At 52.0% G+C, this 20,749-nt stretch carries 17 protein-coding genes; 12 read left to right on the top strand and 5 right to left on the bottom strand.

Annotated elements, in window-relative coordinates:
- Positions 1-10 precede the first annotated feature (10 nt).
- Positions 11-943, top strand: a complete 933-nt coding sequence (locus H6A13_RS06245) for an ROK family glucokinase (protein ID WP_338043021.1) — start codon at positions 11-13, stop codon at positions 941-943.
- A 139-nt stretch (positions 944-1,082) separates the two neighbouring features.
- On the opposite strand, the gene H6A13_RS06240 is transcribed toward H6A13_RS06245, so the two are convergent.
- Complete coding sequence (locus H6A13_RS06240) at positions 1,083-3,659, bottom strand: transglycosylase domain-containing protein (RefSeq protein ID WP_204908754.1); 2,577 nt, start codon at positions 3,657-3,659, stop codon at positions 1,083-1,085.
- A 163-nt stretch (positions 3,660-3,822) separates the two neighbouring features.
- Here H6A13_RS06240 and H6A13_RS06235 point away from each other — a divergent pair, with 163 nt between their 5' ends.
- Positions 3,823-4,488, top strand: coding sequence for a YigZ family protein (locus H6A13_RS06235; RefSeq protein ID WP_204908753.1), 666 nt, complete (start codon positions 3,823-3,825; stop codon positions 4,486-4,488).
- Positions 4,489-4,546: 58 nt separating this feature from the next.
- Here the strand turns inward: H6A13_RS06235 and hpf are convergent, their stop codons facing one another.
- From hpf to typA, 3 genes are all read right to left on the bottom strand, one after another.
- Positions 4,547-5,080, bottom strand: a complete 534-nt coding sequence (gene hpf / locus H6A13_RS06230) for a ribosome hibernation-promoting factor, HPF/YfiA family (RefSeq protein ID WP_204908752.1) — start codon at positions 5,078-5,080, stop codon at positions 4,547-4,549.
- Positions 5,081-5,202: 122 nt separating this feature from the next.
- The gene (locus tag H6A13_RS06225; RefSeq protein WP_243416534.1) at positions 5,203-5,613 is read right to left on the bottom strand and encodes a hypothetical protein; all 411 of its coding nucleotides are present in this window, start codon (positions 5,611-5,613) and stop codon (positions 5,203-5,205) included.
- Positions 5,610-7,436 (bottom strand): translational GTPase TypA, encoded by a 1,827-nt coding sequence (typA, locus tag H6A13_RS06220; RefSeq protein WP_204908751.1) that lies wholly within the window; start codon positions 7,434-7,436, stop codon positions 5,610-5,612. The genes H6A13_RS06225 and typA overlap by 4 nt, the downstream gene beginning before the upstream one ends.
- Positions 7,437-7,597: 161 nt before the next feature.
- Between typA and H6A13_RS06215 the strand changes: the two genes are divergently transcribed.
- The 10 genes from H6A13_RS06215 to H6A13_RS06170 all read left to right on the top strand — a co-directional run bounded on the left by H6A13_RS06215 (position 7,598) and on the right by H6A13_RS06170 (position 20,298).
- Positions 7,598-8,230 (top strand): single-stranded DNA-binding protein, encoded by a 633-nt coding sequence (locus H6A13_RS06215; RefSeq protein ID WP_204908750.1) that lies wholly within the window; start codon positions 7,598-7,600, stop codon positions 8,228-8,230.
- A gap of 121 nt (positions 8,231-8,351) precedes the next feature.
- Complete coding sequence (gene dapA, locus H6A13_RS06210; protein ID WP_204908749.1) at positions 8,352-9,242, top strand: 4-hydroxy-tetrahydrodipicolinate synthase; 891 nt, start codon at positions 8,352-8,354, stop codon at positions 9,240-9,242.
- Between the two features lie 21 nt (positions 9,243-9,263).
- Complete coding sequence (gene dapB / locus H6A13_RS06205; RefSeq protein ID WP_204908763.1) at positions 9,264-10,022, top strand: 4-hydroxy-tetrahydrodipicolinate reductase; 759 nt, start codon at positions 9,264-9,266, stop codon at positions 10,020-10,022.
- Positions 10,023-10,046: 24 nt separating this feature from the next.
- Positions 10,047-11,999 (top strand): fructose-1,6-bisphosphatase, encoded by a 1,953-nt coding sequence (locus tag H6A13_RS06200; RefSeq protein WP_204908748.1) that lies wholly within the window; start codon positions 10,047-10,049, stop codon positions 11,997-11,999.
- 25 nt (positions 12,000-12,024) lie between these two features.
- Positions 12,025-12,798 carry a phosphoribosylformimino-5-aminoimidazole carboxamide ribotide isomerase gene (gene hisA / locus H6A13_RS06195; protein WP_204908747.1) on the top strand — a complete coding sequence of 258 codons (774 nt, stop codon included), beginning with the start codon at positions 12,025-12,027 and terminating at the stop codon, positions 12,796-12,798.
- A 106-nt stretch (positions 12,799-12,904) separates the two neighbouring features.
- Complete coding sequence (gene secA / locus H6A13_RS06190) at positions 12,905-15,472, top strand: preprotein translocase subunit SecA (protein ID WP_204908746.1); 2,568 nt, start codon at positions 12,905-12,907, stop codon at positions 15,470-15,472.
- Between the two features lie 33 nt (positions 15,473-15,505).
- A protein-coding gene (gene prfB / locus H6A13_RS06185; RefSeq protein ID WP_420827219.1) for a peptide chain release factor 2 occupies positions 15,506-16,613 on the top strand; the annotation gives its coding sequence in 2 pieces (ribosomal slippage) (positions 15,506-15,568 and positions 15,570-16,613; 1,107 coding nt in all).
- Between the two features lie 13 nt (positions 16,614-16,626).
- A complete protein-coding gene (locus tag H6A13_RS06180) occupies positions 16,627-17,859 on the top strand; it encodes a homoserine dehydrogenase (RefSeq protein ID WP_204908744.1) in 1,233 nt (410 codons plus the stop codon).
- A 10-nt stretch (positions 17,860-17,869) separates the two neighbouring features.
- Entirely contained in the window at positions 17,870-19,096 is a 1,227-nt protein-coding gene (locus H6A13_RS06175; RefSeq protein ID WP_204908743.1) for a cofactor-independent phosphoglycerate mutase, read from the top strand.
- Entirely contained in the window at positions 19,090-20,298 is a 1,209-nt protein-coding gene (locus H6A13_RS06170) for an aspartate kinase (RefSeq protein WP_204908742.1), read from the top strand. Before H6A13_RS06175 ends, H6A13_RS06170 begins: the two co-directional genes overlap by 7 nt.
- Here H6A13_RS06170 and H6A13_RS06165 read toward each other — a convergent pair.
- Positions 20,295-20,699 (bottom strand): helix-turn-helix domain-containing protein, encoded by a 405-nt coding sequence (locus H6A13_RS06165; RefSeq protein WP_204908741.1) that lies wholly within the window; start codon positions 20,697-20,699, stop codon positions 20,295-20,297. The genes H6A13_RS06170 and H6A13_RS06165 overlap by 4 nt on opposite strands.
- Positions 20,700-20,749 lie beyond the last annotated feature (50 nt).

Genomic DNA, 20,749 nt, shown 5'->3' with positions numbered 1-20,749 from the left:
GAGGAAAGAAATCATGAAGTATTGTTTTGGCGTCGACATCGGAGGAACGACTGTAAAGATCGGCCTGTTTACCACGGAGGGGGAACTCCTGGAAAAATGGGAGATCAAGACCCGCACGGAAAATCACGGAGAGGCTATCCTGCCGGATGTGGCAGAATCTCTGCAGAATAAGATGCAGGAAAAAAATATCCGGAAATCAGAAGTGGATGGCATCGGGATCGGGATCCCGGCTCCTGTCATGGAAGACGGCGTGGTACAAAAGACGGCAAATCTTGGTTGGGGATACAAAGAAGTTACCCGTGAAATGAAAGAATTGACAGGCCTTCCCGTAGCAGCCGGAAATGACGCAAATATGGCTGCTCTTGGGGAAATGTGGCTGGGCGCCGGAAAAGGCCAGAAAAATATGATCATGGTCACACTGGGAACCGGTGTAGGCGGCGGGATCATTGTGAATGGAAAGCCGCTGGCAGGTTCTCACGGAGCCGGCGGAGAGATTGGCCACTTCTGTGTCAATGAAGAAGAAACAGAGACATGCGGCTGTGGAAACACAGGCTGTCTGGAGCAGTACGCATCTGCTACCGGTATCAGCCGCCTGGCCAGAAGACGGTTGGAGAGAGACGACAGCCCTTCTCCCTTAAGAGGATCTGAAATAAGCGCGAAAGCGGTTTTTGACGCTTTAAAAGAGGGCGATGCAGTCGCAAAAGAGATCGTTGAAGAATTTGGCTCTTATCTGGGGCACGCCCTGGCAGCCATTGCTGTGATCACAGATCCGTCGGTGATCGTGATCGGCGGGGGTGTTTCAAAAGCAGGAGAGATCCTGCTGGAATATGTGGAAAAATATTTCCATGAAAAAGCATTCTTCGCAAACCAGGATACCCGGTTTGTCCTGGCACAGCTTGGAAATGACGCCGGCATCTGCGGCGCAGCAAAGCTGATCCTGTAACAGGGAAGCAGACTGGATCCTAAAGCGAGGTTCAAAAAAAGCAGATACATGTAAAAGCATAAAAGAGACGAAAAAAGAGGAATCCTGTGTAAGGATTCCTCTTTTTGGGTTCTATCTAAAATTCATGACAGGCTCATTTTTATTGAGCGGGAGGTGTGGTGCCGCCGCCGGGATCAGTACCACCGCCGCCGGTCTCACCGCCGCCGCCGGTCTGTCCACCGCCGCCGGTCTGTCCGCCACCGCCGCCGGTCTGTCCGCCACCGGTCTGTCCACCGCCGCCGTTTCCGGTATTGGCGTCCGGAGTCGTTGTGGTATTGCCGGTGCCGTCATCTGTAACAGCGCCGTCTCCGGTGCCTGTGCCGGTTCCTGAACTTAAGCCTCCGTGTTTTCCGTCACACTTGGTGGTTGTCACATCTACACCGATCAGTTCTGTTGTGGTCGGGCATCCGGGTCCCGGAAGGAGTCCGGTCACACTGCAGACAGACTGTCTCTGTGCCGTGGACGGCATGTTAAAGTCTTTTGGCTGCAGATTGCTGTGGACCCGGCTCATAATGCTTCGCCACAGACGGAAACGGAAGTTGGTATCGTAGCTGCACGGCTTGTTTTCATCATATCCGCCCCATACCGCACAGGTGTAGTACGGTGTGTAGCCGCAGAACCACAGGTCAATATCGTCCGTGGTTGTACCGGTTTTTCCTGCTACCGGCATATTGCCAAGCTGGCAGGCGGTACCGGTACCGCTGGTGACAACGCCCTGCATAGCGCTGGTCAGACAGGCCGCTGTGCTTTCTTTGATGGCAGTGTGGGTTTCCCCGCTGCCGTCCAGAAGTACGTTGCCTTCATGGTCTAATACCTTGGTATAGAGCATGGGCTCGTTGTAAACACCGCCGTTTGCGATCGTGGCAAAGGCAGAGCAGAGTTCGTAGTTATAGACACCTTCCGTCAGACCGCCAAGAGCCAGTGTCTGGGTCAGGTCGCTGTAGATCTTGCCGTTGATCTCTTTGCTTTCGATCAACGTACTGATGCCCAGTTTCTTTGCATAGTCCAGTCCCACCTGCTGGGTAACCTGGTCGCTCATCTTAACAGCGCAGACGTTGATGGACCATTCAATGGCCTCCCGCATAGTCCGGTTGCCGGTATATCGGCCGTTGGCATTCCGGAGGACCTGTCCGCCTTTTAAGGTGTAAGGCTCGTCCTTGATCAGGGTTGCAAGAGAAGCTGCTCCGGTATCAATGGCCGGCGCGTAGGCGGTCACGATCTTAAAGGTGGATCCGGGCTGTCTCTTGGAACCGGTGTATGCGCGGTTCAGACTCAGGCTGGTGTTCTTTGCGCCTCGTCCGCCCACCATAGCCTTGATCTGTCCGGTCGCCTGATCGATAATGGTGGCTGATGCCTGGGGCTGGGGCGTAATGTTGATGACTTCGTCATAAGTATCCCCTTCCTGAGCGATGGTGGCCTTCCATTCTTCTACCATGGCCCGGGCCGCTTCTTCGCTGGAGTACAGAAGCCCCTGGCTGTTGCCGTGTGTATTCTGTACGTATTGCTTGATGTGTCCGGAGCCATAATTTTCTACGGTTCCGTCCGCTCTTGTAACGGTCAGTGCATAATCCAGGCCGTATTCTTTGAGACCGGGATAGTTGGAATCGTTATTCATCTCTTCATCGCAGATCTGCTGTATGGCAAGATTCTGGGTGGAGTAGATGCTCAATCCGCCGCTGTATACGGCGTTGTATGCCTGGGATTCAGTATAGCCAAGCTGTGTCTCCAGGTTTTCCATGATCTGTTCGATCAGGGCGTCTACAAAATAGCTGTAGGAAGTATCTGCTGCCTGGGTGGTATTGACAGACTGGATCCGGGAGTAAACATCATCGGCCATGGCTTCGTCATAAGCCGCCTGCTCGATGTAGCCCTGGTCCAGCATATTGCCCAGCACTTTTTCCCGCCGCTTGCTGTTTTCCTCGGGATTGGTCACCGGGTCATAGCGGGTCGGGTTCTGTGTGATGCCGGCAATGACCGCGCATTCGGAAAGGGTCAGCTCGGAGCAGTCTTTTCCAAAGTAACGCTCGGAAGCCGCCTGCACGCCCAGAGTGCTCTGGCCTAAGTTGATCGTGTTCAGATAAGCTTCCAGGATCTCGTTCTTGTTCATCTGTTTTTCAATCTTAAGAGCAAGATACTGTTCCTGAAGCTTTCGTTCCAGCCGGTCATAGAAGGTATTCTCATGGACGAATTCCGGGAATACGTTATTTTTGATCAGCTGCTGCGTCAGGGTACTGGCTCCTTCTGAGAAATCACCGGATGTAAGGCCGACTACAGCGGCACGGGCGATTCCCTGAAGGTCGATACCGTTATGGTCATAGAAACGCTCGTCCTCGATCGCGACAAAAGCGTGCTGCAGATCCTTGGGGATCTCATCTATGGTTTTATATACACGGTTGGATCCGGAAGTCACCAGTTCTTCGATCTGTGTGGAGCCGTCATCCGCATAGACGGTGGTAGCGTACCCCTTTGGTTTTACATCATCGGGGGTTACTTCCGGGGCGTTCTTGATGATCCGCAGGGCAAATACACCGACGCCTGCGGCTCCGGCCACTGCGATCACGACAAGGCATAAGAGAAAGGCCTTGAACAGCCGCACGCCCACACGTTTCCCCTGCATGGTGGACTTGGATGTTATCTTCTTCTGTTTTTGAGAAGCTTTTTTCCTGCCATAGTTCATGAATTTAAACCTCCTTCATACCAAGTCATTATAGCAAAGATACGCTGTTTTATAAAGAAAAAAATAAAAAGTTCATATTTCAGTAGGAAATTCTTAAGAAATTCGTTATAGTTATAGAAGGAACCGATCTGACTACAGAAGGAAAATGCAGGAGAGAACGACCATGGAGAGAGAAGACCGCACCGTCTACGAAGGCGGACAAGGAGAGATCATTGAGAAGAAATCCCGGTTTATCGCCACAGTAAAACCGGTAAAAACAGAAGAAGAAGCCCTGGAGTTGATAGAAACATTAAAGAAAAAATACTGGGACGCCACGCACAACTGTTTTGCCTATATCATTGGAGAAGGGACGCCCCTGAAGCGCTGCAGCGATGACGGCGAGCCCTCGGGCACTGCCGGCCGGCCCATGCTGGATGTGCTGGAGGGAGAGGCGCTTCGCGACGTGTGCGTCGTGGTCACCCGGTATTTCGGCGGTACGCTTCTGGGGACCGGGGGACTGGTAAGAGCCTATTCCGGGGCGGTCCGGGCGGGCCTGGAAGCCTCGGTGCTGATTACCAGGCAAAAAGGCGTAAAACTCCAGGTCGGCACCGACTATACGGGTCTTGGAAAGATCCAGTATCTGCTGGGACAAAGGGGGGTAAAGATTCTGGATTCCAGGTATACAGACGCCGTGGAACTGGATGTGCTGATCCCGGACGAAGAACTTGCGGCCGTGGAGCAGGAGATCACGGAAGCCACCAGCGGCGCGGCAAAGCTGAAAGTGAAAGAAACCTGCGTCTTTGCGCTGATCGGCGCAGAACCGGTGATCCTGGAGAAAAAAGAGACGTAAGATCCAAAAAGAGAAAAGGACAATCAAAAAGAGAGGGATGTTTCCCTCTCTTTTTCATTTAGCATTCTGGCTCGATCAGTCCGAACGTGCCGTTCTTCCTGCGGTAAACCACATTCACTTCATCGGTCTCTGCATTGCGGAATACAAAGAAATCATGTCCGAGAAGATCCATCTGTACGCAGGCATCTTCCGGATACATCGGCTTGAAGCCGAACTTTTTGGTCCGGACGATCCGGATCTCTCCGTCATCGGCGGCCGCTTCTTCATCAGCGAAGAATTCCTGTTTGAAATTGCCGCCCTCCTGGTGTTTGGCGATCAGTTTATTCTTATATTTCCTGAGCTGGCGTTCGATGATCTCTTCTACCAGGTCAATGGATACATACATGTCGTTACATTCTTCTTCCGAGCGGATGATCCCGCCCTTTACAGGGATGGTAACTTCGATTTTCTGGCGTTCTCTCTGAACGCTTAAGGTTACGTGAATTTCCGTATCAGGAGTAAAGTACCTTTCCAGCTTTCCCAGTTTGCTTTCCACAGCCTCTTTCAGGCCCTGTGTTACGTCGATGTTTTTTCCGATAATGATAAATTTCATGCTGTCCACTCCTTTGCGACATGATTTCAGATAAAATGTCTGATAATTAACCATTGTGACATAAATCTATCTGATATATGTAGTATAGCATGTTTAAAGGGTAATGTATAGCATGTATTGTGTTAATCTTCGGAATTATTTTCACCCCGGTCTTCTTCTGCGGCCTGGAACCGGCAGAACAGATATTTCCTGGTGGCATAGAGGACCGCGATGGAGCATACGCCCACAAAGGTCACCCAGATGGAAGAGTGATCGATGATGATCTGTCTTGCGATGGCAAACAAAAGCACCTCAAAGACAGAATCTGCTGTGTGGTAATACATCATGCGGATCAGTTCCACGCCGATGATCAGGTTGAAGCAGGTCTCTAAAAGGTCGTCATAATTGGGCCAGACTTCCAGGTTGGGGATGTTCCCCAGGGAAGAGGCCATCCGCAGGCATAAAAGGATGATGCCCGCGGCCAGCATAAAAGCGATAAAATATTCCAGCGCCAGTGTCAGATATCTGAAAAAAATGGTGATGTATTTTTTCATGAGCGGTTTCCTCGTTTACGCATTTTCGGATCCAGGATCTTTTTGCGGATCCTTAAGTTTTCAGGGGTGACTTCCAAAAGCTCGTCGGTATCGATAAAATCAAGAGCCTGCTCCAGGCTTAATACCTTGGGAGGCGTAAGCCGCAGGGCTTCGTCGGAACCGGAGGAGCGGGTATTGGTCAGGTGTTTGGTCTTGCACACATTAACTTCAATGTCGTCGGTCTTTGCGTTTTCACCGACCACCATGCCGGAGTAAACCCTTTCGCCGGGCCCGATAAACAGGACGCCTCTTTCCTGGGCACTGTACAGGCCGTAGGTAACAGATTCTCCGGTTTCAAAGGCAATGAGAGAACCCTGTTTGCGGTACTGGATATCGCCTTTATAGGGCGCATAGCCGTCAAAGGCGGTGTTCATGATGCCGTTGCCCTTGGTGTCGGTCAGGAATTCTCCCCGGTAGCCGATCAGGCCTCTGGACGGGATCCGGAATTCCAGACGGGTATATCCGCCTGTGGCGGCGCCCATGTTCTGAAGCTCGCCCTTTCGCTGGCTCAGTTTATCGATGACCGTGCCGGTAAATTCTTCCGGGACGTCGATGTAGGCCAGTTCCATCGGTTCCAGCAGCTTGCCCTTTTCATCCTTTTTATAGAGGACTTCTGCCTTGCTGACTGCAAATTCATAGCCTTCTCTTCGCATATTTTCGATCAGCACGGACAGATGGAGTTCGCCGCGTCCTGACACCTTGAAGCTGTCGGTGCTTTCGGACTCCTCCACCCGAAGGCTTACGTCTGTATTCAACTCCCGGAACAGACGGTCTCTGAGATGGCGGGAGGTGACGTATTTTCCTTCCTGTCCTGCAAAAGGACTGTCATTAACAATAAACTGCATGGCAATGGTCGGCTCGGAAATCTTCTGGAAGGGGATGGCCTGCGGGTCTTCCGGAGAGCAGATGGTGTCGCCGATGGACAGGTCCGCGATACCGGAGATGGCGACAATGGAGCCGATGGAGGCTTCTTTTACGTCCACCTTGTTCAGGCCGTCAAATTCATAGAGCTTGCTGATCCGCACCTTTTCCATCCGGTCCGGGTCGTGTTTGTTTACCACGACAGCGTCCATGCCCACACGGATGGTACCGTTGTCCACCTTGCCGATGCCGATGCGTCCCACGTATTCGTTGTAGTCAATGGTACTGATCAGCACCTGTGTATGGGCGTCCGGGTCTCCTTCCGGAGCCGGGATGTAGTTTAAGATGGTCTCAAAGAGAGGCTTCATGTCCGTGCCTTCTTCTTCCGGATCCATGGAGGCAACGCCGGTCTTGGCGGATGCGTAGACAAAGGGGCAGTCCAGCTGTTCGTCAGAGGCATTTAAGTCCATGAACAACTCCAGCACCTCGTCGATCACCTCATCCGGACGGGCTTCCGGCCGGTCGATCTTGTTGATGCAGACGATAACCGGAAGATCCAGTTCCAGGGCTTTTCTTAACACAAACTTGGTCTGCGGCATGGCGCCTTCAAAGGCGTCCACCACCAGGATGACGCCGTTGACCATTTTCAGGACTCGTTCCACTTCCCCGCCGAAATCAGCGTGGCCGGGGGTATCGATGATATTGATCTTGGTACCTTTATAATAGACGGCGGTATTTTTGGAGAGAATGGTGATGCCCCGTTCTCTTTCGATGTCATTGGAGTCCATGACACGCTCGGCAACCTCCTGGTTCTCACGGAATACACCGCTTTGTTTTAACAGTTCGTCGACCAGAGTGGTCTTCCCGTGGTCTACATGGGCGATGATGGCAATATTACGGATATCTTCACGTTTTGTCTTCATGATAACGCTTCCTTTTCTTTTCCTATATAAATGCTTTCTTTTCTGCAACTTTAATAGTGTATCACATTTTCTGAAATATTTACAAGTATTAGTTCTAAATCCAAAACGGCGTTCATAAACTATGTAATATACGATTCAGAAGAAAGGGAGATTGTTAGACTATGTCAGATAAGATGATTGAAAACAACCAGGTAACGATTATGGGAGAAGTGGCGACGCCGTTTACCTTCAGCCACGAAGTGTTCGGAGAAGGATTTTACATGGTAAGCGTCAATGTCCGCCGCTTAAGCAACTCTATGGACCGGATCCCTCTGATGATCTCAGAGCGGCTGATCGATGTTTCGCAGGATTACACCGGGGAATTTATCATGGCCAGCGGACAGTTCCGGTCTTACAACCGGCATGAAGAGCATAAGAACCGGCTGGTGCTCTCTTTGTTTGTCCGGGAGGTGGCGTTCATTGAAGAGGAACTGGACGGCGCCAAGACCAACCAGATCTTTCTGGACGGCTACATCTGCAAGCTGCCGGTGTACCGGAAGACTCCTCTTGGCCGGGAGATCGCGGACCTTCTCCTGGCAGTGAACCGCCCCTATGGGAAATCCGACTACATACCCTGCATCTGCTGGGGAAGAAACGCCCGGTTTGCCGCGTCTTTTGAGGTGGGAGAGCATGTGCAGGTGATCGGGCGGATCCAGAGCCGGGAATACATCAAGAAGCTGTCGGAGACAGAGGCGGAAAAAAGAACGGCCTATGAGGTGTCGGTCAGCAAGCTGGAATGCCTGGACGGCCAGTAAAACACAGACGGCCCGGCGAAGCCGTCTGCGCGCAGGCGGTCGTTGACATCCCCCTGGTTTGATGGTAATATTTCTATAGATTTATAGAAGAAAAAGATTCATGAAAGTCAGGAGGATGGATATGGCTATATTTACAGGCGCAGGCGTGGCAATCGTCACACCGTTCCATGAAGACGGGAGCATTCATTATGATAGACTGGATGAGCTGATCGATTTTCACTGTGAGAACGGGACCGACAGTATTATCATCTGCGGGACCACAGGAGAGTCAGCGACGATGACAGAACAAGAACATGTGGAGTGCGTGAAATTCGCGATCGACCGTGCAAAGGGAAGGATCCCGGTGATCGCAGGCACAGGCTCCAACTGTACCCGGACGGCGATCGAGTTATCGAAAGAGGCAGCAGACTACGGCGCGGACGGACTTCTGCTGGTAACGCCTTATTATAACAAGGCGACCCAGGCGGGACTGATCGCACATTACAGTGCGATCGCAAAAGAGGCGAAGGCGCCCATCATTATGTACAGCGTGGCCAGCCGCACCGGATGCAACATCGAGCCGGCGACCGTCGCTTATCTGGTAAAGAATGTGGAAAATATCGTGGGCGTAAAAGAGGCCTCCGGAAATATCTCACAGGTAGCAAAGATCATGGCGCTGACAGACGGCGAGATTGATCTTTACTCCGGAAATGACGACCAGATCGTACCCCTTTTGTCTCTCGGGGCAAAGGGCGTGATCTCCGTGCTTTCCAATGTGGCTCCAAGAGAGACCCATGAAATCTGTGAGAAGTTCTTTGCAGGAGACATCGAAGGAAGCCGTGAACTTCAGTTAAAGGCGATCCCGCTGATCGACCAGCTGTTCTGCGAGGTGAACCCGATCCCGGTCAAGAAGGCCATGAAGCTGATGGGCAAGGACTGCGGACCTCTGCGTATGCCTATGACCGAACTGACGCCAGAGCATGAAAAGACACTGGCTCAGGCGATGAAGGACTTTGGGATTACACTGGCATAACGGGAAGGACAGGTGGAGAAAATGGTACGTGCGATCATGCATGGATGCAACGGAAAGATGGGCCGGGTGATCACCGGGCTGATCTCCGAAGATGAAGGGATCCGGATCGTGGCAGGCGTGGATACTTATACAGCCGTGCCCAATGAGTATCCGGTTTTTGACAGTATTGAAAAATGTGACGTGGAAGCAGACGTGGTGATTGATTTTTCCAATGCTTCCGCTGTGGACGGTCTGCTTAGCTACTGCAGGGCCAGAAAACTGCCTGTGGTGCTGTGTACCACGGGATTATCAGAAGCACAGCTTGCCGAAGTGGAGGATGCGGCAAAGGAGACGGCAGTACTCAAATCCGCCAACATGTCTCTTGGCATCAATCTGCTTTTGAAGCTTCTGCAGGATGCGGCAAAGGTGCTGGGCCCGGCAGGATATGATATCGAGCTGGTGGAGCGCCACCACAACCAGAAGGTAGACGCGCCCAGCGGCACTGCCATCGCGCTGGCAGATTCTGTCAACGAGGCGCTGGATCACCAGTATACCTATGTCTATGACCGGTCGCAGGTCAGACAGAAGAGAGACAAAAAAGAGATCGGTATTTCTGCTGTGCGGGGCGGGACCATTGTGGGAGACCATGAAGTGATCTTTGCCGGCACAGACGAAGTGATCGAATTCAGACATACGGCATACTCCAAGAGCGTTTTCGGAAAAGGCGCCGTGGAGGCGGCCAAATTCCTGGCGGGAAAACCGGCCGGAAGATACGACATGTCGGATGTGATACAACTGTAAAGGTACCATGTATGGAGGAAGGTTATGAAAGAATTAGAAGCAAGATATCTGGAGAGACTTTCACAACTGTATCCGACCATCGCAAAGGCATCAACGGAGATCATCAATCTGCAGGCGATCCTGAACCTGCCCAAAGGCACCGAGCATTTTCTGACGGATATCCACGGAGAACACGAGGCGTTTTCCCATGTCTTAAAGAACGGCTCTGGTTCCGTGCGCCGCAAGATTGATGATGTCTTCGGGAATACTATGAGTAGCAGAGACAAACAGTCTCTGGCTACTCTTATTTATTATCCGAAGGAAAAGATGGAGCGGATCAAAAAAGAAGAAGAAAATATGGAGGACTGGTACAAGATCACCTTGTACCGTCTGATCGAGGTGTGCAAACGGACGGCCAGCAAGTACACCAGATCCAAGGTGCGAAAAGCGCTGCCGCCGGATTTTGCCTATGTCATTGAGGAGCTGATTACGGAAAAATCAGAGATCACGGACAAGGAATCGTATTATAATTCCATTGTAAATACCATCATCCGCATCGGAAGAGCGGAGAAGTTTATCATAGCCTTAAGTGAACTGATCCAGAGGCTGACAGTGGATCATCTGCACATTGTGGGCGATATCTACGACAGGGGGCCGGGACCTCATATCATCATGGATCAGCTGATCCAGTACCACTCCGTGGACATCCAGTGGGGCAACCATGACGTGCTGTGGATGGGCGCCGCCGCGGGGCAGAGAGGCTGCATCGCCAATGTGATCCGCATCTGCGCCAGATACGGCAATCTGGACATTCTGGAGGACGGGTACGGCATCAATCTTCTGCCGCTGGCAAACTTTGCCATGAATACTTACGGAGACGACCCCTGCACCTGCTTTAAACTGCGGGGAGAGCCGGATTACAGTCCCGATGAAATGAAGCTGGACGTGAAGATGCACAAAGCTATTTCCGTGATCCAGTTTAAGGTGGAAGGACAGATCATCAAAAAGAATCCGGGATTTCAGATGAATGACAGAAATCTTCTCCACAAGATCAATTTTGAGACCGGCATGGTGGAGATAGACGGAAAAGAATATCCCATGCTGGACAGGAACTTTCCTACCGTGGATCCCAGAAAGCCCTATGCGCTGTCCGCGGAAGAAGAGGACATTATGGAGCGTCTGGAAAAAGCGTTCCTCCACTGCGAGAGGCTGCAGCGCCACATGCGGTTCCTGCTGAATAAAGGCGGGCTATATAAAGTTTATAACAACAACCTGCTGTATCACGGGTGCGTGCCCCTGACCGCGGAGGGAGAACTGATGCCTGTGCGGATCTACGGCCGCTCTTACAAAGGCCGGGGTCTTTACGAAGAACTGGAAAGTTATGTGCGGAAAGGATTCTATGCCCTGGATGAAAAGGAGAAGGAGCGGGGACGGGATATGATGTGGTATATCTGGCTGGGCGAAGGTTCGCCTTTGTTTGGAAAGGATAAGATGGCTACCTTTGAACGGTATTTCCTGGAAGACAAAGAAACCCACAAAGAAAAGAAGAATCCCTATTATTCGATGCTGGAAAATGAGACCGTGGTCAACCGGATCCTGGCGGAATTCGGACTGCCGCCGGAAGGGACGCACATCATCAACGGCCATGTGCCGGTCAAGTCGAAAAATGGAGAGAACCCCATCAAATGCGGCGGCAAGGTGATGGTCATAGACGGCGGATTCAGCAAGGCCTACCAGAAGGAAACGGGGATCGCAGGATATACGCTGATCTACAATTCCTACGGATTGATCCTGGCGGCCCATGAACCCTTTGAGTCCACGGAGGCGGCCATTGAAAAGGAAAGCGACATCCATTCAGACAGTATTGTGGTGAAGCGGGTGGTACAAAGAAAGATGGTAGGCGATACCGATATCGGCCGGGAGTTAAAGGAGCAGATCAGAGATCTGGAGACGCTGCTGGAGGCATACCGGAGCGGCCGGATCGCCGAACGTTTGTAGAACGAGAAACAGTAAGGAGAAAAGCATGAAATTCAGACCCTGTATTGACATCCATAATGGCAAGGTGAAACAGATCGTAGGCGGAAGCCTTCATGACGCCGGCGATCAGGCCAGAGAAAACTATATATCCGATCAGGAGGCCCGGTATTATGCCGGGCTCTACAAACGGGACGGCCTGAAAGGAGGACATGTGATCCTTCTCAATCCCCCTTCTTCGGAGTATTATGCGGAAACGAAGCGGCAGGCGCTTGAGGCCCTCCTGGCATATCCCGGCGGCCTGCAGATCGGGGGAGGGATCACGGATGAGAATGCCCGGGAGTATCTGGATGCAGGCGCAAGCCATGTGATCGTAACCTCTTATGTGTTCCGGGATGGGCAGATCCGCTGGGATGCGCTTGAGCGTCTTGCAAAAGCCGTGGGCCGGGAGCGGGTGGTGATCGACTTAAGCTGCCGGAAAAAAGAGGACGGCTATTATATCGTGACCAACCGCTGGCAGACCTTTACAGACGTCCGGCTGACGGAAGGACTGATGGATGAGATAGCGGATTACTGCGATGAATTTCTGGTCCACGGTGTGGATGTGGAAGGGAAAGCTTCCGGCGTGGATGAAGAGCTTGCCCCCCTTCTTGCCTCTCACAGGAGACGGCCTGTCACCTATGCAGGGGGCATCGGAAGCCTTGATGACCTGGAACGGTTTGAACGCCTGACCGGCGGGCATATAGATTTTACGATCGGAAGCGCCCTGGATCTCTTTGGCGGGAAGATCCCCTATGAGAAAATGCGAATGTTTTGTGACTAGTTTATGAACGATTTATAAATTGGTTGAATTGAATTTTAGATAGTGCTAGAATGGGGTATAGATTGGTCATTTTATGCCAAATTCATGACAAGGAGCATTTAGATATATGGGTTTGATTACGAAAATATTCGGAACACACAGTGAAAATGAGCTGAAGAGAGTTTACCCCGTCGTGGACGCCATCGAGGCGCTGGAGCCGGAGATCCAGAAACTTTCGGATGCGGAGTTAAAGGATAAGACCAGGGAATTTAAGCAGAGGCTGGCAGAAGGCGAGACGCTGGACGACCTTCTTCCGGAAGCGTTTGCTGTTGTAAGAGAGGCGGCTGTCCGTACCCTGGGAATGCGTCATTTCCGCGTACAGCTGATCGGCGGTATCATTCTCCATCAGGGACGGATCGCCGAGATGAAGACCGGTGAAGGTAAGACGCTGGTATCCACACTGCCGGCTTACTTAAACGCCCTGACAGGCGAAGGCGTACAGATCGTAACGGTCAATGATTATCTGGCAAAGCGTGACGCGGAGTGGATGGGACAGATCCATGAATTCCTCGGCCTGACGGTAGGCGTTGTCTTAAACAGCATGAACAGTGATGAGAGAAGAGCCGCCTACAACTGCGACATTACTTATGTAACCAACAATGAGCTGGGATTCGATTACCTGCGTGACAACATGGTCATTTATAAAGAGCAGCTGGTACAAAGAGGCATGAAATACTGCATCATCGACGAGGTGGACTCTGTTCTGATCGACGAGGCCAGAACGCCTCTGATCATTTCCGGACAGAGCGGCAAATCCACCCATCTCTATGACGCCTGCGACATCCTGGCAAGACAGCTCCAGAGGGGCGAGGCCAGCGGAGAATTCAGCAAGATGAACGCGATCATGGGCGAGGAGATCGAGGAGACCGGAGACTTTATCGTCAATGAAAAGGAAAAGAGCATCAACCTGACAGAGGATGGTGTGAAGAAGGTAGAGAATTTCTTCCATATTGACAACCTGGCGGATCCGGAAAATCTGGAGATCCAGCACAATATCATCCTGGCTCTGAGAGCCCACAATCTGATGTTCCGCGACCAGGATTACGTGGTGAAGGACGACGAGGTCCTGATCGTGGATGAATTTACCGGACGTATCATGCCGGGACGCCGTTATTCCGACGGACTTCATCAGGCAATTGAAGCCAAAGAGCATGTGAAGGTAAAACGGGAGAGCAAGACGCTTGCTACGATCACCTTCCAGAACCTGTTTAATAAATACCAGAAAAAGGCGGGTATGACCGGTACGGCTCTCACAGAGGAAAAAGAGTTCCGCGAGATCTACGGTATGGACGTTATCGAGATCCCGACCAATAAGCCGGTACAGAGAGTAGATTTAAACGACGCGGTTTATAAGACCCAGAAAGAGAAATTCCGGGCAGTGTGCGACGCGATCGAAGAGGCCCACGCAAAACATCAGCCTGTGCTGGTGGGTACCATTACCATTGAAAATTCCGAGCTGCTGAGCGGCATGCTGAAACGCCGCGGCATTAAGCATAATGTACTGAACGCCAAGTACCACGAACTGGAGGCGGAGATCGTTGCCCAGGCCGGCGTTCATGACGCAGTTACCATTGCCACCAATATGGCGGGCCGTGGTACGGACATCAAGCTGGATGACGAGGCAAGAGAAGCCGGCGGTCTGAAGATCATCGGTACCGAACGCCACGAGTCCAGACGAATCGACAATCAGCTCCGCGGACGTTCCGGACGGCAGGGAGACCCGGGAGAGTCCAGATTCTACATTTCCCTGGAAGACGACCTGATGCGTCTCTTTGGTTCCGAGCGGCTGATGAATGTATTCAATGCCCTGGGCGTGGAGGAAGGCGAGCAGATCGAGCATAAGATGCTTTCCAGCGCCATTGAAAAAGCACAGCAGAAGATTGAGAGCAATAACTTCGGAATCCGTAAGAACCTGCTGGAATATGACCAGGTCATGAACGAGCAGCGAGAGATCGTGTACGAAGAGCGCCGCAAAGTGCTGGACGGCGAGAACATGCGGGATTCCATCTTCCACATGATGAACGATTATATCGAAAATGTTGTGGATAAGGTGATCGGAGCCGATCAGGATTACGATGAATGGGATCTGAAAGAACTGAACGTCTCCATCCGGGGAACCGTCCCCATGGCCGTTATCACGGAAGAAGACGTAAAAGACATGAGCCAGAAGGAACTCAAGCATATGCTCAAAGAGCGGGCCGCCAAGGCTTATGAGGCGAAAGAGGCAGAATTTCCGGAGCCGGAGCATATCCGTGAGATTGAGCGGGTGGTGCTTCTGAAGGTGATCGACGCCAAATGGATGGACCACATCGACGATATGGATCAGCTCCGTCAGGGAATCGGTATCCAGGCTTACGGACAGAGAGATCCGAAGGTGGAATACAAGATGCTTGGCTACGATATGTTTGACGCCATGACAAAGAGTATTTCGGAAGATACCGTACGCACCCTGTTCCGCGTAAGACTGGAACAGAAGGTGGAAAGAGAGCAGGTGGCCAAGGTGACCGGAACCAACAAGGACGAAAGTGCTGCGCGGGCTCCGAAGAAGCGGACCGAAAAGAAGGTTTACCCCAACGATCCGTGCCCCTGTGGAAGCGGGAAAAAATATAAGCAGTGCTGCGGCAGAAAAGCCTAGTCGCAGACAGTATCATTGAAAAGAGGTGGGAAAGTGGTCGAGTTAGATCAGTTAAAAAGTAATCTGAACGCATACGAAGAACCTCTTGCCGAAATGAGGGATTCACTTTGACCTGGCTGGAAAAGAGCGCAGGACAGAGGAATTGGAACGCAAAGTAGAGGAGCCTGGTTTCTGGGATCATCCGGAGGAGTCCCAGAGGCTGATGAAGGAACTGAAATATCTGCAGGAAATGGTAAAGAAGATCAAGAGCCTTTATCACGCCTACGAGGACATCCAGACTCTGATTGAAATGGGATATGAAGAAAATGACCCGGAGATCGCCCGGGAGGCGCAGGCGGATATGGAGAAGTTTGAAGAAGCCTATGAAGAGCTTCGGATCCAGACCCTGCTGTCTGGAGAATACGACACCTGCAATGCCATCGTAACGATCCACGCGGGCGCAGGCGGGACCGAGTCCTGCGACTGGGCCGGCATGCTGTATCGGATGTACACAAGATGGGCGGAGCGGAAAGGATTTCAGATCCAGGTGCTGGACTTTCTGGACGGGGATATCGCCGGGATCAAGGCCATTACCTTTGAGGTGTCCGGCGAGAACGCCTACGGATATCTGAAATCCGAAAAAGGCGTGCACCGGCTGGTGCGGATCTCTCCGTTCAACTCTGCGGGCAAACGGCAGACATCCTTCGCATCCTGCGATGTGGTGCCGGATATTGAGGATGATATTGACATCGAGATCTCGGACGATGATCTGAAGATCGATACCTACCGGGCCAGCGGGGCCGGAGGCCAGCACGTCAACAAGACGTCTTCCGCCATCCGGATCACCCATCTGCCTACAGGGATCGTGGTGCAGTGCCAGAATGAAAGATCCCAGCATCACAACAAGGAAAAGGCCATGCAGATGCTGAAGGTCAAGTTAAAGCTTCTGAAAGAACAGGAGCAGGCGGAAAAGGTATCGGATATCAGAGGAGAGGTAAAGGAGATCGGATTTGGCAATCAGATCCGTTCCTACGTCATGCAGCCCTACACACTGGTTAAGGATCACCGGACCAATACGGAGATCAGCAATGTGACCGGAGTGCTGGACGGCAATCTGGATCCGTTTATCAATGCGTATCTAAAGGAAACAGCAAACAACTAAAGGGAGGAAGCTTATGATCAACATAGCGGTAATGGGATATGGAACCGTTGGTTCCGGCGTGGTGGAAGTGGTAAACACAAACGGCGCGCGTATCAACCAGCGGATCGGAGAAGAACTGAATATCAAATATGTTCTGGATCTGAAGGATTTTCCGGGCAATCCGGTGCAGGAAAAGATCGTGCATGATTTTGAGACCATCATCCAGGACGATGATGTAAAGATCGTGGTAGAAGTAATGGGCGGCATCGAGCCTGCATATACCTTTGTAAAAAGATGTCTTCTGGCCGGAAAGAGCGTGGCTACCTCCAACAAAGCGCTGGTGGCAAAGCACGGCGCGGAGCTGTTATCCATTGCGAAAGATCATAATATCAACTTCCTGTTTGAAGCCAGCGTAGGCGGCGGGATCCCGATCATCCGTCCTTTGAACTCCTCTCTGACTGCAGATGAGATCGAGGAGATCACCGGGATCTTAAATGGAACGACAAACTACATGCTGACCAAGATGTTTTACGAGGGGGCGGATTATGATTCCGTCTTAAAAGAGGCACAGGCCAACGGATTTGCGGAGCGCAACCCGGAAGCGGATGTGGAAGGCTACGATGCCTGCCGCAAGATCGCGATCCTGTCCTCGCTGATTTCCGGGCAGCAGGTGGATTTTGAGGACATTTACTGTGAAGGGATCACAGAGATCACAGTCGAGGATATGAAGTATGCAAAGGCCATGGGAGCGGCCATTAAGCTTCTGGCTTCCAGCAAGCGGTATTCGGGCAACCGGCTGCATGCCATTGTGGCCCCCTGCCTGCTGTATCCGGATCATCCGCTCTACAATGTCAACGGCGTATTCAACTCCATTTTCGTACACGGAAATGTGCTGGGAGACGCCATGTTCTATGGAAGCGGGGCCGGAAAACTCCCCACAGCCAGCGCTGTGGTGGCAGACGTGGTGGATGCGGCAAAGCATCTGAACCGCAATATCATGACCATGTGGAAGCAGGAAAAGCTTAAGATTGAAGATAAGGCAGGATCCAGGAGAAAGTTTTTCGTGCGCATGAAGGGCAGCGAAGAGGAGCTTCTGCCCCAGATCCTGGATTCCTTTGGAGAAGTAGAAGTGGTGAAGGTTCCGGGACTGGACGGCGAGTTTGGTTTCATCACCCCGGTGATGATGGAAGGGGACTATGAGACCAGGGCCGGTCTGTATCAGGACCAGATCTTACATATGATCCGGATCGAGGAGCATAAAAAATAGGAGTGTCAAAATGAAATATATCATTGTGTTAGGCGATGGTATGGCAGGGAGAGCTCTTGGGGAACTTGGGATGCGCACGACGCTGGAGGCGGCAGGAACGCCGGTGATGGATGCGCTCTCAAAAGTGTCGGAAACAGGAATGGCTTCCATGGTGCCGGAGGGGATGGCGCCGGGAAGCGACACGGCAAATCTGTCTGTTCTGGGATACGATCCACGGCTTTATTACAGCGGACGGTCTCCTCTGGAGGCCTTGAGTATCGGAGTGGACTTAAAAGATACGGACGTATCGTTCCGCTGCAATCTGGTGACCCTTTCCGAAGAGGAAGGGGCGTATGAGGACCGGGTGATCCTGGACCACAGTGCGGATGAGATCAGCAGCCGGGACGGGGCGGCCCTTCTGAAAGCCCTGGAAGAAGGGCTTGGGAAAGAAGCGTTAGACAGGGCCGGATATGCATTTTATCCGGGAACCAGCTACCGGCATCTGCTGGTGCAAAACCACGGGACCGTGACGGAGCTTACCCCTCCCCACGATGTCCTGACCCGGCGGATCGGGCCGTATCTTCCGACGGATCCTTCGCTTCGAAGGATGATGGAGAAAAGCTATGAGATCCTTTCGCATCATCCGCTGAATGAAGAACGAAGAAAACAGGGTCTGCATCCCGCCAACTCTGTCTGGTTCTGGGGAGCCGGCACCAGACCGTGCCTTCCGTCCTTTGAGGAACGGACCGGGAAGAAGGGGATCATGATCTCTGCGGTGGACCTTTTAAAGGGGATCGCCGCAGGCGCAGGACTTGCGTGCGCCCGGGTAGAAGGTGCAAACGGCGGCCTTCATACCAATTATGAAGGGAAGGCCCGTGCCGCGGTGCAGGCACTGACAAAGGACGGGTATGATTTTGCATACATCCATGTGGAGGCTCCGGACGAGATGGGACACCAGGGAAGCATCCGGGATAAGATCCAGTCCATAGAGTGGATTGACAGCAGACTGCTTCGGCCTCTCATCACGGGACTTAAAGATGCCGGAGAGGATTTCCGGCTGCTGCTTTTGCCGGATCACCCCACACCCATAGAGGTGCGGACGCACACCGGGGAACCGGTGCCGTATCTTTTGTATGACAGCACCAGGGAAGAACAGGGAGAGAGCGTATATTGTGAAAAGACCGCCGCCGGGACCGGACGGGAATGGAAGGAAGGATACCGGCTGATCGGACACTTACTGCAGGAGGAATTATGTTAATAGTTAAAAAATTTGGCGGCAGCTCCGTGGCCAATAAAGAACGGATCTTTAATGTGGCCAGGCGCTGTATTGAAGAATATAAAGAAGGAAACGACGTGGTGGTGGTGCTTTCCGCTATGGGAGACACGACCGATGAACTGATCGCAAAGGCAAAGGATATCAACCCGAAGGCCAAGCAAAGAGAGATGGATATGCTTCTGACGACCGGTGAACAGGTCTCTGTGGCGCTGATGGCCATGGCTATGCAGTCTCTGGATGTGCCGGCTGTGTCCTTAAATGCCTTCCAGGTGATGATGCACTCTACATCCCGCTATGGGAACGCCCGGTTTAAGCGGGTAGATACCGAGCGGATCATGCACGAGCTGGATTCCAGGAAGATCGTGATCGTTACAGGATTCCAGGGAGTGAATAAATACGACGATATCACAACCTTGGGAAGAGGAGGATCTGATACGACAGCAGTTGCCCTGGCGGCGGCCCTGCATGCAGACCGTTGCGAGATCTTCACAGATGTGGACGGTGTGTTCACCGCAGACCCCCGGGTGGTAAAAAATGCGAAAAAGATCGATGTGATCACCTACGACGAGATGCTGGAGCTTGCCAGCCTCGGCGCAAAAGTGCTTCACAACCGGTCCGTGGAAATGGCAAAAAAATACAATGTAGAATTAGTGGTGCGGTCCAGTCTGAACCGTTCAGAGGGAACCGTAGTCAAGGAGGCTTCGAATATGGAAAAATTGTTAGTAACAGGCGTGGCTGCCGACAAGAATACCGCCCGGATCTCAGTGATCGGCGTAGAAGACAAACCAGGAATCGCATTCCAGATCTTTGATACGCTGGCAAAGAATAATATCAATGTAGACATCATCCTTCAGTCCGTAGGACGCGACGGGACCAAGGATATTTCCTTTACCGTGGCTTCTGATGACATGGAGGAGGCGATCCGCATCCTGGAAGAAAACAAGACACGTCTGACGATCCAGAAAGTAACCTGGAATGAAGATGTGGCAAAACTGTCCGTTGTAGGTGCGGGCATGATGAGCAATCCGGGTGTGGCGGCAAGAATGTTTGAAGGACTCTATAACTGCAGAGTCAACATCCAGATGATCTCCACCTCTGAGATTCGTATCACAGTCCTGGTTGCAAAGGATGATATTGAAAAAGCCATGAACGCTGTCCACGACGCATTTGCAATGGGTGATTAATCCGCAGAGTCTGCGGCAGATTTTATAAAACCGGCAACGATCTGTCTGTTCTCCCGGGACAGCGAGCGGAAGTGAAGGACCAGATCCAGTTCCTCCTCGCTGAGATAGATGGTATGGCCGGTTTTTTGTTCCAGGGAGCAAAGATAAGGGACCGTATCTTCCATGATCCTGCCGGAAGGCAGATCGGTCTCTTTGACAGAACCCAGTACCAGGAGAGTTAAGTCCACCTGGTAAAATCTGGAGAGAAAGACCAGACAGTCCAGATCCGGGGTGCGTTTCCCCGTTTCATAGTTGGAATAGGCCTGCCTGGACACATTGAGAAGACTGCCAAGATCCGTCTGTGTCAGGCCGCGCTGTTTCCGAAGCGTTCTTAAATTCGATGCGAGTTGGATGTTTGCCATGATGTATCAAGCTCCTGCTGGTCGTTTTTCTTGTAGTATAGCAAGTTGTC

Origin of the sequence: Mordavella massiliensis (assembly GCF_016902415.1) — a bacterium.
Lineage (GTDB): Bacteria > Bacillota > Clostridia > Lachnospirales > Lachnospiraceae > Merdimonas > Merdimonas faecigallinarum.
Note: the sequence above shows the minus strand (reverse complement) of the source record. Positions and strands in the feature narration are given on the sequence as shown.